This window comes from Meridianimarinicoccus aquatilis (genome assembly GCF_004358675.1).
In the GTDB taxonomy this organism is placed as follows: Bacteria; Pseudomonadota; Alphaproteobacteria; order Rhodobacterales; family Rhodobacteraceae; genus Meridianimarinicoccus; species Meridianimarinicoccus aquatilis.
Genome location: NZ_SMZO01000002.1, coordinates 18,722 through 32,656, shown reverse-complemented (window position 1 = coordinate 32,656; position 13,935 = coordinate 18,722). Strand labels below are relative to the sequence as shown.

Below are 13,935 nucleotides of genomic sequence, written 5' to 3'. Positions count from 1 at the left end.
GGTCACTGTCTGGGACCAGTTTTGCATGAACCGCCCGCATCTGTCGATTGCCGCCACATCCGCTGTGCCCGCCCCATCGGCCACAAGCGATCAGGTGCGGCCATTGCTGGGCGATATTCTTGCAGAACAAGGTTTGGTGACCCGAGGCCAGATCAGCAGCTGCCTGCAGCGGCAGCGCACAATGAATGTCCGGCTTGGGGATATGCTGCGCTCCGATGCTGGACTGACCGACAATGCCATCTTGGCTGCGCTCGAACGGCAATGGGCCGCGCGGCGACTTGATCTGGGAACGGATCCACCGGATGGGATGCTGGCACAGGAAATGGGGTTGGCGCATTGCCTGAAGGCCCGGTGTATGCCTTGGCGGCGCATCGGTGCTGCAACTGTCATCGCTGTTGTGTATCCAGACCTGTTCGTGAAGCATCGGGCAGAGTACGAGGCCCGGTTCGGCACGGTCATGATGGCGCTGATTACCGAAGCAGACCTGCAAGAATCCATTGCGCTGACGTTCCCACAAGATGTTCGATCACGCAGTGAAACGCACTTGCCTGAAACAGACAGTTGCCGGTCTTGGCCGGGCGGTCTGTTTCGGGCAATTATGTTGGGCACGGTTGGCACTCTAGCGGCTGCAACTATAGTTTCACCCTCCGCAACATTTGCGCTGTTGATGATCGTGGCTTTGACAGCGCTGTTGGCGCTGACCGGATTGAAGGCGATGGCGTGCTATACCGCCCTGATCCAGTCGCGCGAACGTCCGCCTGAGCCAGAGCGGGTTGTCCAGCTTCATCCCCCCGCACATTTGCAGCGCCCCGTCGTATCCTTGCTTGTTCCGCTTTTTCGCGAAGAACGGATCGCGGGGCATTTGTTGCGCCGCCTCGCCCGTTTGAAATACCCCCATGCACTGCTCGATATTTGCCTTGTCGTCGATGCCGAAGACAAGGTCACCCGCACGTGTCTGGCCGCGACGATCCTGCCGCCCTCGGTTCGGGTTATTGTTGTTCCCGATGGAAGCGTGCGCACAAAGCCACGTGCAATGAACTATGCGCTGGATCACTGCCGCGGCAGCATTGTCGGTGTCTATGATGCCGAGGACGCGCCAGAGCCCGATCAGATCGCTCACGTGGTATCACGCTTTGCGGTTGCGCCCGAAGAAGTGGCCTGCCTGCAAGGCCGACTGTCGTTCTACAATGCGCGACAGAACTGGCTATCGCGATGTTTCACAATTGATTACGCGATCTGGTTCGGAATGATTTTACCCGGTGTCGCTCGGTTGAATATGCCGATCCCCTTGGGCGGGACGACAATTTTTTTTCGCAAGCATGTTCTGGAACAGCTGGGCCGCTGGGATGCGTTTAACGTCACCGAGGACGCAGATCTTGGCATTCGACTAGCACGTTTCGGGTATCGGACCGAACTCATCGACAGCACCACACTTGAAGAAGCCAATTGCAGGATCTGGCCTTGGGTTCGGCAAAGGTCCCGTTGGTTGAAGGGCTATGCGATGACCTATGTCACGCACATGCGCCACCCGCGACGACTTTGGTCGGACCTGGGCCCCTTGGGTTTCTTGGGCTTTCAGGTCATGTTTCTTGCATCGCTTGTTCAAGCGATCACCGCGCCAATCCTGTGGACGTGGTGGCTGGTGGCTTTTGGCTTGCCACACCCTTTGACAGGCGCGCTGGGGTTTTACGGGCTTGCGGCGATCACTGGGCTTTTGGTTCTTGCTGAAGCCGTCAACCTAACTCTGGCCGCGATGGCTTTGCGCCGCGCGGGCCGACGTTGGATGCTTCCTTGGGTTTTGACGCTCAATTTGTACTACATGATGACGACATTGGCCGCCGTCAAAGCGTTGATTGAAATGATGTACAAACCGTTCTTCTGGGACAAAACAGAACACGGTGTGCCGGGCAGCCACACCGAAACCTCACTCGCCTCCGGCTGACGCCACTTACTCGGCGGCGTCGACATCGCCCACATCATGCGAGTCATGACGCAAACGGGTCACGAACGCCTGCGAGATATGCGCCTTCAACGCATCATGCGCCCCATCGCTATCGCGCGCTTCAATAGCTTCAACAATCGCGCTGTGTTCGGCCAAAGCCGTTTCACCGCGACCGTCTACCGCAAGCGATGTGGATGCTAAAAGTGCCATCGAACGGTGGACAAGATCGAGTTGCTGCACCAAATACCTGTTATGAGATGCGAGATGGATCTGCTTGTGGAACCGCCTGTTCGCCCGCGACAGGGCCGAAGGGTTATTGATGAGGTCAGCATCGGTGCGAACCATGTCGCGCAGAACCTGAATTTCCTCGATCGTGGCGTGCTGCGCCGCAAGCCGGGCAGCCAGCCCCTCCAGTTCCGCCCTAACCACGTACAATTCAGCAAGCTGATTGTGATCAAGCGAGGCGACAATAAGACTACGCCCGTCGCGCGTCAAAAGGCTTTGCGTTTCAAGGCGCTGCAATGCTTCGCGGATGGGCGTACGCGAAACTCCGAACCGTTCAGCGAGATCAGACTCGACCAACCGATCACCCGGGCGGTAGACGCCAACGTCTATCGCTTCGAGGATCAACTCGTACGCATCTTTGTGACTCGGCCGTACAACTGACATGGCGCTCTCCCTAGCATACCACGGTATACCCAGCAGAACGCGCAAGCAAGCACCTCTGCACAAGGCGGAGCGCGCATGCCACAGGACTTGATTAACCGTCGCGTATGGGTGTTCGATCTCGACAATACCCTGTACCCGCCACAATCGCAGTTGTTCGAACAGATCAACACACGAATGAGCGCATATATCATGCGTGAACTCGGCCTCGATCGCCAGAGCGCTGATGCGTTGCGCCACGACTATTGGCAGCGCTACGGAACCACCCTTGCCGGCCTCATGCAGGAGCATGGGATGGATCCGGACCCGTATCTTGTCGATGTTCACGATATTTGCTTCGACATCCTCGACCCCGCTCCTGAGCTTCGCCGCGCCATTGACGCGCTGCCGGGGCGGCGGATTGTGTACACCAACGGCTCTGCCCCCTATGCGGAGCAGGTTCTGGCGGCCCGTGGGTTGTCAGGGATTTTTCATGCCGTTTACGGGGTCGAGCACGCCGAGTATCACCCCAAGCCGCATGCAAACGCGTTCCACGCCATTTTGAAGCGTGACGGCATCCATCCAGACAGTGCAGTCATGTTCGAAGATGATGTGCGCAACCTGATGGTGCCGCACGACATGGGAATGGCAACGGTCCATGTGGCCCCCGACCCAGACCCGCATGACCATATTCACCATCACACCGACGACCTCGCCGCGTTTCTAGAAGCAATTCTTGACCCGGCGGTCCGCACGAACCGCACATAACCCCGCTTCCAACTCCACTTACCCATCGAGGACCCAGAATATGACAGACCCAAAAACCACTGACGAAGCCGAGACGAGTGTTTTGTTTGGATGGAACAAGTCGGAGCTTCTAACCTTGGGCATCGCCGTGGCGATCTTGGCTGTTTGGGGCGGTAGTTTTGCCCTGTTTGGCTTCTCTGCCCTGATTACAGTGGGTCTGCTGTTGGTATTTGCGTCATTTGCGGCACTGATCATGATTTCGCGCGGCGACTGACACCCCAGGTCGGCCTTCGCACAGGTCGCAGCAGCCATGCCCAAACCGAAACAACACTGGAGACAAGATGAGCCAAGCACATACGCATGACTTCGATATCGTCGTTGCAGGTGGTGGATTATCGGGCATGGCAGCTACGGTTGCTTTTGCTCATAGTGGTTTCCGCACTTTGTGCGTGGATCCAGCAACTCCTGTGACCTCCGGGTCGGAGCCGGACGCAGATCTTCGCACGACAGCTTTGTTGCAACCGTCGCGCACCCTGCTTGACGAGATTGGTCTTTGGCAACGGCTCGCCCCCCACGCGACGGAATTGGCCACGATGCGTATCGTCGATGCGGGCGGCGCCACTTCGGCACCACGGCTCCTGCGGGACTTTCGCGCGTCTGATATCGGCAGCTTGCCCTTTGGCTGGAACCTTCCCAATTGGCTGCTGCGCCGGGAATTTGTCGCTGAACTGGCCAGCCTTGACCGGGTTACGCACCACACCGGGGTTGGGGTCTCAGATGTCTTCAGCCGCGATAATGCCGTGCACCTGCGCCTGTCTGATGGGTCAAACCTGACATCAAAGCTGGTGGTTGGCGCAGACGGGCGGAATTCACGCGTCCGAAGCTGTGCGGGCATTGGCGCTCGCACCACGCGTTACGCGCAAAAGGCGCTAGCCTTTGCCGTGACCCATGATGCGCCCCATGACAACATTTCGACCGAAATCCATCGCTCAGGCGGCCCATTCACTCTGGTCCCACTGTCTGACCGTGACGGCAAGCCCTGCTCCGCAGTGGTCTGGATGGAGCGCGGCCCCGAGGCGGCGCGATTGATGCACTTGGATGAAAGCAGCTTCAGTGCCGCAGCAACCGAACGGTCTGGCGGGCTTTACGGGCCTCTGGTTCTCGCGGGATCCCGAACAATCTGGCCGATCATCAGTCAGATCGCTGACCGGTTCGATGCAGAACGAACGGCACTTGTCGCCGAGGCAGCTCACGTGGTTCCGCCGATTGGGGCGCAAGGGCTGAACATGTCTTTGACAGATATCGGGACTTTGACGAATCTGATCGCCGGGCAAGCAGACCCTGGAAACGCAGATTTGTTGAAACGCTATAGCCGCGCCCGGCGGCCCGATGTGGCCCTGCGCGTGACAGGCATTGACCTTCTTAACAGGACCTCAATGCTCGCCCCCAAACCGCTGCGCGATCTCAGGCGCGGCGGAATTGCGGCCCTGCATGGTCTTGCCCCTTTGCGGCGGAGTTTGATGAAACTGGGATTGGGCGCGCAGTCGTGACATCACTGCCAGAGAAACCCTTGTACAAGGGTTTTACCGCGCCGCTCAACCGATTGGCCCCGGCAGCCTCTCTTCGCTTAAAAGAACATTTGCCTCGACCTCGCCCACCGCTGGAAGAACCATAATCCGGCGGCGCAGCACGCGTTCGAAATCTGGCAAATCGCGCGCAACAATGCGAAGACGATAGTCGTAGCGCCCAAGCACATGATGCACCGCCTGCACCTCGGGGATCGCGGTGATCGCTCTTTCAAAGTCCTCAAGACTGACCCTTCCACGAGCGGCAAGCTTAATACCAAGAAAGACAGTCACGCCAAACCCCAGACGCGCAGCATCCAATTCAAGCCGCTTGCCAGATAACACGCCCGCCGTTTCCAACCGCCGTATCCGCCGCCACGCTGTTGGCTGGCTCAAGTTCAGACGGCGCGCCAAGGCGCCTGCACTTTGCCCGGCATCCTGAACAAGCGCCCGCAAAAGCGCGCGATCGGTTTCATCCAGATCAATCATAGCGGAAGCCGTTCATCTTCTTTCAGCGTCGCGACCTGCATCAACGCCTCAATTTCTGCGATGTGCGGCAAGCTCAGAATTCGGGTGCGGTACAGTTCCTGGTAATGGGCCATGTCCCGTGCGATCACAGACAACCGCAGATCGACGCGCCCGAGAAAGGTTTGGATTTCGATCACTTCGGGGATCTGGCGGGCCTGTGCAATCACCGTGTCAAAGGCATTATTCTGTGATTTGTCCAAGGTCAGTCGCAACGACACCTCAACACCGTAGCCAAGCGCGCGCCAATCAATCACGCCGCGCAAACCAGCAATGATGCCAGACGCCTGCATCCGCTCCAGCCTGCGCCATGCGCTGGCCCTCGTGATTCCAGCCCGTTCCGCCAAAGCCGCCGCCGAAAGGCTTGGGTCGGCTTGATACTGGCGCAAGAGCCGCCGGTCTAGATCGTCGATTTGCATGATAGTTACCACATTCGCCATTCGGTGAATGATTATCTCATTCATTGGCGAATAAACAGGTTTATCCTTCACGCCTTCGCGCTGTCCGCGCTGTATTGTCCGCCCATAACAACAAGACCACCGGAAGGAACTGATATGCGCGTTTACTATGACCGCGACTGCGACATCAATCTGATCAAAGACAAGAAGGTCGCGATCCTTGGCTATGGATCCCAAGGCCACGCCCATGCACTGAACCTGCGTGACAGCGGCGCAAAGAACCTTGTCGTTGCCCTGCGCGAAGGGTCCCCCTCGGCCAAGAAAGCCGAAGGCGAAGGTCTTCAGGTCATGGGCATTGCCGAAGCGGCGGCTTGGTGTGACCTGATCATGTTCACAATGCCCGACGAACTTCAGGCGGAAACATACAAGAAATATGTGCACGACAACCTGAAAGAAGGCTCTGCAATTGCCTTTGCTCACGGTCTGAATGTGCATTTCGGCCTGATTGAACCCAAGCCCGGCGTTGACGTCATCATGATGGCGCCCAAAGGCCCCGGTCACACAGTGCGCGGCGAATACACCAAAGGCGGCGGCGTGCCTTGCCTTGTGGCTGTCGAGAACGATGCAACCGGCAAAGCGTTGGAAATCGGCTTGTCCTATTGCTCCGGCATCGGTGGCGGCCGCTCAGGCATCATCGAAACCAACTTCCGTCAAGAATGCGAAACCGACCTTTTTGGTGAGCAGGCAGTTCTGTGTGGCGGTCTGGTCGAGCTGATCCGGATGGGCTTTGAAACGCTGGTCGAAGCGGGCTACGAACCTGAAATGGCCTATTTCGAATGTCTGCACGAAGTGAAGCTGATCGTGGACCTGATCTATGAAGGCGGCATCGCCAACATGAACTACTCGATCTCGAACACAGCCGAGTATGGCGAATATGTCAGCGGCCCGCGCATTCTTCCCTACGAAGAAACAAAGGCCCGCATGAAAGAGGTACTGACCGACATCCAGACCGGCAAGTTCGTGCGTGACTTCATGCTGGAAAATGCCGTTGGTCAGCCGATGTTCAAAGCGACACGTCGCCTGAACGACGAACACCAGATCGAGCAGGTTGGCGAAACCCTGCGCGGCATGATGCCGTGGATTTCCGCAGGCAAGATGGTCGACAAGGCCAAGAACTGATCGCCCTACCAAGACGCGGAAAAGGCGCCCCATCGCGGGGCGCCTTTTTTATTGCTCGAACGCGTATTTCGGAACGGGCGTCTATGGCGCGGCGGATTGCACCGCCGCCACGACATCGCGCACCACGCGGCCCATCAGCGCCTCGTCCTCGGCCTCTGCCATCACACGGATCAGGGGTTCGGTGCCTGATTTACGGATCAAAAGACGCCCCTGTCCGATCAGCGCTGTTTCCGCCTCTGCAATCGCGTCTTTTACGGCGATGTCCGACAAAGGGTCACTTCCCGCAGAATAGCGCACGTTTTGCAAAAGCTGCGGGCATGGCTCAAACACATTTGTCAGTTCAGATGCACGCTGACCCGACTGCACCATCGCCGCCAGAAATTGCAACGCGGCCATGATGCCGTCGCCGGTCGTGGCGTAGTCGGTCATCACGATATGCCCCGACTGCTCGCCGCCCAGGTTCCAACCGCCTTTGCGCATGTCCTCGACCACGTATCGGTCGCCGACCTTGGACCGCACCAGCGAAACGCCCTGCCCTTGCAGATACCGTTCCAGCCCAAGGTTCGACATGACCGTCGCCACCAAGGTGCGCCCATTCAACCGATCCTCGGCAGCCCAGCGACTGGCCAGAAGCCCCATCAACTGATCGCCATCGGCCACACGGCCGTTTTCATCAATCAAGATGACCCGGTCCGCATCACCATCAAGGCAAATACCAAGGTCCGCACCATGGGCAAGCACGGCTTCGGCGGCTGTTTGCGGCGCGGTCGAGCCGACACCGTCGTTGATATTGCGGCCATTCGGCTCCACCCCAAGCGGGATAACGTCTGCCCCCAGTTCCCACAGAATTTCAGGCGCTGCGCGATAGGCTGCCCCATGGGCGCAATCCACGACAATCTTCAGCCCCGACAGACGCAGGGATCGTGGAAAGGTCGTCTTGACGTACTCGACATACCGCATCCGCCCTTCATCCACGCGCCGGGCGCGTCCGATATTCTCGGGCTTCGCAGGTTCCACCTGACCAAGGGCAAGCGCTTCGATTTCGGTCTCGGCCTGATCGGACAGTTTGAACCCGTCGGGGCCAAAGAACTTGATCCCATTGTCGGTGCTGGGATTGTGGCTGGCCGAGATCATGATCCCCAGATCAGCGCGCATGGAGCCTGTCAAAAACCCCACCGCCGGGGTTGGAACCGGCCCAAACAGCAACACATTCATGCCGGTGCTCGTCAGGCCAGCCGTCAGGGCGTTTTCGATCATGTAACCGGACAACCGCGTGTCCTTGCCGATCACCACCCGGTGCCCGTTACGGCCATCGCGGCGAAAGAACCGGCCAGCCGCCGCACCCAGTTTCAGCGCCATTTCCGCAGTCATGGGGTAACTGTTCGCGCGGCCACGCACACCATCAGTGCCGAAAAGGGTTCTGCTGCTCATGGTCGATCGCCTTTGCCTGACCCGGACGGAAGATGCCGGGTGTCTATATCTGTCCTACCTTGGGTCCACGGGGTCGATCAAAGCCATCTGCAGGCCAAGCGCCTGTCTTGTTTCGGCCACGTCATGCACCCGCAGAACCTGCACACCTTGTGCCACAGCATGCAGGGCAACGGCAATCGACCCGGGCATCCGTTCCGGCGGCGTTTCGCCGCCACCGATCACGCCGATGAAACGTTTGCGTGAAACACCCAGCAGGATTTGACATCCTAACGTGTGAAACACAGGCAAATCACGCAATAGCTGCATATTATGGGCGACTGTCTTTCCAAAGCCGATACCAGGATCAATCACGATGCGATCTTTGGGGATACCGGCAGCTTCGGCCGCAACAATGCGGTCCGCAAGCCAGTCAAAAACGTCCAATGTTACATTTTCATATGTCGGCGCGTCCTGCATCGTCTTCGGGTCGCCCTGCGCATGCATCAAACAGACAGGCACACCCGACGCGGCAACAAGCCCGGCAAGAGCGGGATCAAAGGTCAGCGCGGCCACATCATTCACAACCTGCGCCCCGGCGACCAACGCTGCCTGCGCCACATTCGCTTTGCGCGTATCAATGGATATTGGGCCGAGCTTTGCGCCAGAAAGGGCCGCAATCACCGGTGCCGTTCTGTTGATTTCCTCTACAGCGGGCACCTCCTCCGACCCGGGCCGGGTCGATTCACCGCCAAGATCAAGAATGTCAGCCCCTGCGCCAAGAAGCGCGCGGGCATGGGCGCAGGCATCAGCAGCATCAAAGAACCGACCGCCGTCAGAAAAGCTGTCAGGCGTTACGTTGACAATGCCCATGATCGCGGGACGGTCGCCCGGCATACCGGGCAGCGCCGCGCGTGGTGCGCTCAACGCGTGCAACTCGGCCTCTGTCAGGGCTGCCAGAGGCAGCGGCGTGGCGCCGGCGTCGCGCTGCAACCAATCGACGGTATCGAACCAGCACCAACCACCCGCCAGCGCAACGGCGCCTTTCGGGCGTGACCCTGTCCGCACCTGCGGGCGCAACGCACGCAGCGATCCGGGTTCAGTCATCTGCCTGCACATCCAGACCGGCGGTATCTTCAAGCGCGACTGTGCCCAGTGTCAGAATTTTACCAATCGCCATTTGCCGCGCCAGCCAAGGGACAAGCATTGCCATCGACACCGGGCCAGAGGGCGCATTTTCGCGCGCATCGACCACCATCTTGGACGGCGCCCAGACGGAGATCTGGCCATTGCGCAACCCCCAGTCCAACTCAGTTCGGCTGTCCACCACCACGCAGGATGCGTCACGGGCCGCAAGCCGCCAAGCGGCCTGTTCATAAGACAGCAAATCAACCCGGCGCTGAACCGGAACCGGCAACCCAGCCTCGGGCATCGCGGGTGCGTCGACACAAAGGATCAAAGGTCCGCCCTCCGCCAGCGCCGCCAACCGGTCGGGCAGGTCCGGGGCCGCAAGCGTGGCCTGGGAAATTACCGCAAGACGTGGCGCCGACACGAATGTTGCAGGCGCAAGGTCCGAAACGATCGTCCGCGGACGATGGCGCGTGATGTCCACACCCAGCGATCCGGGCACGCGATCAAGCTTCTCGATCACAATTTGGATTTGCGTTACCCCGGCATGAACCAGAACGCGCGCGGCGATGCCTTCGGCCAGAGTTTCCAGAAGATTGATCCGTCCACCGGCAATTTCATCATGAATTGCGTCGAGAAGAACATCATAGCTGAGAATTGTGTCCACGTCATCGCGTGGGCCATGGGCAGACAGCGCCGCACGCGGGGCAGGCATCAATTCAGCGATGAGAGTAAAGCGAACGCGCTGAGTTATTCCACGCTCGGCTTGGAAGGCCCCGATTTCAACGTCGACCACATGGTCTTTGAGAAAGATACGGTCGGGGGCGGCGCGTGTGTCGCCCTCAACCTCTGGGGATGGTGCGCTCAGCGCGGCAGCATTGGTCACGGCAGGTCAGCTCCGGTGTCACGTGTCAGGACAGTCCGGGCAGGCGTAAACCAGAATTCAGCGTTGTGCCACCTGTGAGGGCTGACGATAGAAGCGGTGCACCCCGATCGACGCAGTCTTTGGGAACTTACGCGCCCAGCTCGGGTTTACATGCTTGGTGTGATAATGCGTTGCACCATCGGTCAATGGGTCTGCGACACCTGCCAGGCTGACATACGCAACTTTGCGAACCTGCTCAAATGCCCCGGCTTCGCGGATGTGTTCGGGATGACCATCGCACGTATAAGTGAATTGGCACTGGTACTTACGGCCGGTTCCCTGATGGATCACACCACAAACTGTGTCGGGGTACCGGCTAGACGCGACGCGGTTCAAGATAACCTCGGCCACGGCAAACTGCCCTTTGACGCTTTCACCGCGCGCTTCGAAGTACAACGCTTCGGAAAGGCATTGCAGGCTTTCATTCTTGACGTCGGCCGGCAAAGTCAGCCCAGCAAGCCACTGACGCGAGTATGTCACCTCTGAAATCGTACCGGGGGCGACAGCCGGGGCCACAAAGCTGCGAAGCTGCTTGCGGTCCATATCCGACATCACCGACTTTTCCTGACGGAACAGGCTGCTCAGTTTGCCGCCCAAGCCTGCGCTCGGGTCATTGGAGGAACTCACAGTCGCGCCCGCGATGGCCGCCCCGGAAGAAAGCGAAATCGCGGCTATACAGAAGTATACGGTTCGTATGGCAGAACGGATGGGCACAGTTTTCACCAAAGTATCTATTTATCCAGACGCGTCTTACCCGCCTCTGATCAGGTTTGGCAAATTTACGGCTTCCGTTAGGGCCTGAACTGGGGTCCATTCCTGTGACACATCTACAACATGGGCGGCTTAGAACCCTTGTTTCATGAGGTATTTTGGCTAGCTTTCATCGGCGGATTTCAGCGCAATTTGGGCTGCGGATAACCGCGCCAAAGGCACCCGATAGGGCGAACATGACACATAGTGAAACCCGGCCTCGCGGCAAAAGGCAATAGATTCGCCATTGCCACCATGCTCGCCGCAAATCGACAGCACGATATTTGGGCGAACCTTTCGCGCTCTTTGTGCTCCCAGCGTCAGCAACTCGCCCACCCCTTCGCGGTCAAGCGTGTGAAACGGATCCTCTGGAAACACCCCTTGGCGCACATAACTGGCCATGAACCGGCCCGCGTCATCGCGTGACAAACCATATGTCATCTGGGTCAAATCGTTCGTGCCGAAACTCAGAAAATGGCAGTGCCTGGCAATGTCAGCCGCCCGCAGCGCAGCCCGAGGCGTTTCGACCATGACGCCCAAACGATAACTGACCTCTGCTCCGCGTTCGGCCTGTACGGCTTGCGCCACAGCCTCGATGCGCGCGGCAACGATTTCCACTTCACGGCAGGCAGACACCAACGGAATCATGATCTCTGGGACGGTCACGTCTCCGGACACGGCAGAGGCGTCGATCGACGCCTCGAAAATGGCGCGGGCCTGCATATTGTAAATCTCAGGCAAGGTCAGCCCAAGCCGCACTCCGCGCATTCCCAGCATAGGGTTGTACTCGCGCAGGCTATCAATTCGGCGCTGAACCTCTGTCATAGGACGATTCAACGCTTCGGCCAATTCAAGCGTACCCTGCCGATCATGGGGAAGAAACTCGTGCAACGGCGGATCAAAGAGCCGGATACAAACCGGCTTACCCGCCATGATCCTGAAAATACTTGTGAAATCTTCTCTCTGCATGGGAAGCAATTGCGCCAAGGCCTCTGCCCGATCTTCGGGCAGATCGGTAAAGATCAGCTCCCGCATGGCGGTCAGCCGATCCTCGGCAAAAAACATATGCTCGGTCCGGCACAGCCCAATCCCCTCAGCCGCGAAACGGCTGGCCAATTGTGCGTCCTGCGGCGTGTCGGCATTGACCCGCACGCCAATGTCGCGGACGTCGTCAGCCCAACTCAGAAAGGTCTCAAACGCATCATCCAACGCAGGCTCAAGCATCGGCACAATTCCGGCGAGAATTTCCCCTGCCGTGCCATCAATCGTGACCAGGTCGCCTTCGCGAAACACGTCACCACTGGCCGTGCGCATCGTCCGCGCCTTCTTGTCGATGCTGAGTTCCGACGCGCCGACAACGCAGGGCACACCAAGGCCGCGGGCAATCACAGCCGCGTGACTTGTGATGCCGCCACGTTCTGTCAAAACTCCACGCGCTGCGTGCATCCCGCGCACATCTTCGGGGCTGGTTTCGCGCTTGGCCAAAATACATGGCTCGTCCTGCGCTGCCATCGTCTGCGCAACCGTCGATGAAAAAACAAGTTTGCCCGCCGCAGCGCCTGGGCTGGCCGCGATACCGCGCACAATGGGCGTGCGCGGGGTCTCGGGGTCGATCAAGGGGTGCAAGACTTCGTTCAATGCGCGTGGCGGAATCCGCAGCAAAGCCTCGTTCCGCGTGATGATGCCGTCGCGCGCCAAGGCGACGACCACCTGCACGGCGGCGCGGGAGCTGCGGGGCACCACAACCGCATCAATGATTGCCAGCTTTCCCTCGGCAATCGTGAATTCCAACTGGGTTTCGTCACGCAACCGCGTTCGGCAGGCCTCGCCGTGACCGATCAGTTCTTCGAACAGGTCCGGGCACAACTCCTCCAACGACCGGCCCCGCGCGTCACGCGTCAGGAACAAGGCGCGTCCCTCGCTGGTCAGAGCATCAAGACCTTGGCTCTGGCTCATGTAACGACCAGTGATTTGCGGGCGCCCCGTGACCCCGTCAATAAATTGAATGACCCCTGCGCCGCTCTCGTCAGCGCCGACACCCAAAGCCATCTCTTGAACGACAAGCCCAAGGCCAGCATCAGACGGCGCACCGCGCGCCTGCCGAAGCAACCGCGCCGACGTGCTCTGCCATGCGCGGGCCATCGACCGAAGCACACCGCTTAACTGCTCTTCCGGATCCTGAGGGAAATAGCTTTCTGTTTCTGTTTCATAAGCTTGCAACGCCGCCTGAACAGCCGCCCTGCCCTCAAGCGTACCGGGATCAAACAAAGCCGCATCAAGATGGGCCGCGCGCACCGCATAGGTCTGTATAAACCTGAGATACAGTGCGCTGGCCGCGGGCTCGCCAAGCGTTTCGCAAAATTTGGCATAACGCGAGTCGTTCATACCAATATTCAAGACGGCACTGGGCCCGCCCCAAGCAGTATCCTGACCGCTGGACCGGACAGAGACCAAGGGCTCATCACCGAACACCGCAAGTAACCGCCCGACATCCGGCATACGTCCGCCTGCAATGCCCTGCACCGCTTCAAATGACAGGGCAACAGTGCGAGGAACCGGCACCCCCATGCGGATCAACCGCTGAAGGCACTTGGCCCGAAACCCATGCTGCCCGCGGCTGATCGGTGCAGTCGGCGTGATAGACGTAAACTTCTTGAACGTGACCAGTTTTTGCATAGCGCGACGTTAGCCCCGCACCGCGCCGCTGGAAAGCCAAACCTTGGT

General features: G+C 59.0%; 13 protein-coding genes. 5 read left to right on the top strand and 8 right to left on the bottom strand.

Translation table 11 applies throughout. The features are described from left to right. Nucleotides 1–25: 25 nt before the first annotated feature. Complete coding sequence (locus E2L05_RS01045) at nt 26–1,942, top strand: glycosyltransferase (RefSeq protein ID WP_133341040.1); 1,917 nt, start codon at nt 26–28, stop codon at nt 1,940–1,942. A gap of 6 nt (nt 1,943–1,948) precedes the next feature. Here the strand turns inward: E2L05_RS01045 and E2L05_RS01040 are convergent, their stop codons facing one another. Continuing rightward, complete coding sequence (locus E2L05_RS01040; RefSeq protein WP_133341039.1) at nt 1,949–2,611, bottom strand: GntR family transcriptional regulator; 663 nt, start codon at nt 2,609–2,611, stop codon at nt 1,949–1,951. A 75-nt stretch (nt 2,612–2,686) separates the two neighbouring features. Here E2L05_RS01040 and E2L05_RS01035 point away from each other — a divergent pair, with 75 nt between their 5' ends. From E2L05_RS01035 to E2L05_RS01025, 3 genes are all read left to right on the top strand, one after another. Beyond that, nucleotides 2,687–3,355, top strand: coding sequence for a pyrimidine 5'-nucleotidase (locus E2L05_RS01035; protein ID WP_133341038.1), 669 nt, complete (start codon nt 2,687–2,689; stop codon nt 3,353–3,355). Between the two features lie 40 nt (nt 3,356–3,395). Then, nucleotides 3,396–3,608: a hypothetical protein gene (locus E2L05_RS01030; RefSeq protein WP_133341037.1), complete on the top strand. Its 213-nt coding sequence runs from the start codon at nt 3,396–3,398 to the stop codon at nt 3,606–3,608. Nucleotides 3,609–3,675: 67 nt separating this feature from the next. Then, nucleotides 3,676–4,884 carry a UbiH/UbiF family hydroxylase gene (locus E2L05_RS01025; RefSeq protein ID WP_133341036.1) on the top strand — a complete coding sequence of 403 codons (1,209 nt, stop codon included), beginning with the start codon at nt 3,676–3,678 and terminating at the stop codon, nt 4,882–4,884. 45 nt (nt 4,885–4,929) lie between these two features. Here E2L05_RS01025 and E2L05_RS01020 read toward each other — a convergent pair whose 3' ends face one another. Next, nucleotides 4,930–5,388, bottom strand: a complete 459-nt coding sequence (locus E2L05_RS01020) for an Lrp/AsnC family transcriptional regulator (RefSeq protein ID WP_133341035.1) — start codon at nt 5,386–5,388, stop codon at nt 4,930–4,932. After that, a complete protein-coding gene (locus tag E2L05_RS01015) occupies nt 5,385–5,843 on the bottom strand; it encodes an Lrp/AsnC family transcriptional regulator (protein WP_133341034.1) in 459 nt (152 codons plus the stop codon). Before E2L05_RS01015 ends, E2L05_RS01020 begins: the two co-directional genes overlap by 4 nt. Nucleotides 5,844–5,978: 135 nt before the next feature. Here E2L05_RS01015 and ilvC point away from each other — a divergent pair, with 135 nt between their 5' ends. Then, the gene (gene ilvC / locus E2L05_RS01010) at nt 5,979–7,001 is read left to right on the top strand and encodes a ketol-acid reductoisomerase (protein WP_133341033.1); all 1,023 of its coding nucleotides are present in this window, start codon (nt 5,979–5,981) and stop codon (nt 6,999–7,001) included. 81 nt (nt 7,002–7,082) lie between these two features. On the opposite strand, the gene glmM is transcribed toward ilvC, so the two are convergent. The 5 genes from glmM to E2L05_RS00985 all read right to left on the bottom strand — a co-directional run bounded on the left by glmM (nt 7,083) and on the right by E2L05_RS00985 (nt 13,887). Beyond that, nucleotides 7,083–8,432, bottom strand: coding sequence for a phosphoglucosamine mutase (gene glmM, locus E2L05_RS01005; RefSeq protein WP_133341032.1), 1,350 nt, complete (start codon nt 8,430–8,432; stop codon nt 7,083–7,085). A 54-nt stretch (nt 8,433–8,486) separates the two neighbouring features. After that, on the bottom strand, nt 8,487–9,515 hold the full coding sequence (gene folP, locus E2L05_RS01000; RefSeq protein WP_133341031.1) for a dihydropteroate synthase: 1,029 nt from the start codon (nt 9,513–9,515) through the stop codon (nt 8,487–8,489). Continuing rightward, a complete protein-coding gene (locus E2L05_RS00995) occupies nt 9,508–10,422 on the bottom strand; it encodes a dihydroneopterin aldolase (RefSeq protein ID WP_133341030.1) in 915 nt (304 codons plus the stop codon). Before E2L05_RS00995 ends, folP begins: the two co-directional genes overlap by 8 nt. Nucleotides 10,423–10,479: 57 nt before the next feature. Beyond that, nucleotides 10,480–11,088, bottom strand: a complete 609-nt coding sequence (locus E2L05_RS00990; RefSeq protein WP_243721825.1) for a cell wall hydrolase — start codon at nt 11,086–11,088, stop codon at nt 10,480–10,482. A 246-nt stretch (nt 11,089–11,334) separates the two neighbouring features. After that, nucleotides 11,335–13,887, bottom strand: coding sequence for a putative PEP-binding protein (locus E2L05_RS00985; RefSeq protein ID WP_133341029.1), 2,553 nt, complete (start codon nt 13,885–13,887; stop codon nt 11,335–11,337). Between the last annotated feature and the right edge of the window lie 48 nt (nt 13,888–13,935).

Excerpts from the sequence above, each read along its gene's own strand:
- E2L05_RS01045 (WP_133341040.1), top strand. The coding sequence starts at position 26 with ATGAACCGCCCGCATCTGTCGATTGCCGCCACATCCGCTGTGCCCGCC.
- E2L05_RS01040 (WP_133341039.1), bottom strand. The coding sequence starts at position 2,611 with ATGTCAGTTGTACGGCCGAGTCACAAAGATGCGTACGAGTTGATCCTC.
- E2L05_RS01035 (WP_133341038.1), top strand. The coding sequence starts at position 2,687 with ATGCCACAGGACTTGATTAACCGTCGCGTATGGGTGTTCGATCTCGAC.
- E2L05_RS01030 (WP_133341037.1), top strand. The coding sequence starts at position 3,396 with ATGACAGACCCAAAAACCACTGACGAAGCCGAGACGAGTGTTTTGTTT.
- E2L05_RS01025 (WP_133341036.1), top strand. The coding sequence starts at position 3,676 with ATGAGCCAAGCACATACGCATGACTTCGATATCGTCGTTGCAGGTGGT.
- E2L05_RS01020 (WP_133341035.1), bottom strand. The coding sequence starts at position 5,388 with ATGATTGATCTGGATGAAACCGATCGCGCGCTTTTGCGGGCGCTTGTT.
- E2L05_RS01015 (WP_133341034.1), bottom strand. The coding sequence starts at position 5,843 with ATGCAAATCGACGATCTAGACCGGCGGCTCTTGCGCCAGTATCAAGCC.
- ilvC (WP_133341033.1), top strand. The coding sequence starts at position 5,979 with ATGCGCGTTTACTATGACCGCGACTGCGACATCAATCTGATCAAAGAC.
- glmM (WP_133341032.1), bottom strand. The coding sequence starts at position 8,432 with ATGAGCAGCAGAACCCTTTTCGGCACTGATGGTGTGCGTGGCCGCGCG.
- folP (WP_133341031.1), bottom strand. The coding sequence starts at position 9,515 with ATGACTGAACCCGGATCGCTGCGTGCGTTGCGCCCGCAGGTGCGGACA.
- E2L05_RS00985 (WP_133341029.1), bottom strand. The coding sequence starts at position 13,887 with ATGCAAAAACTGGTCACGTTCAAGAAGTTTACGTCTATCACGCCGACT.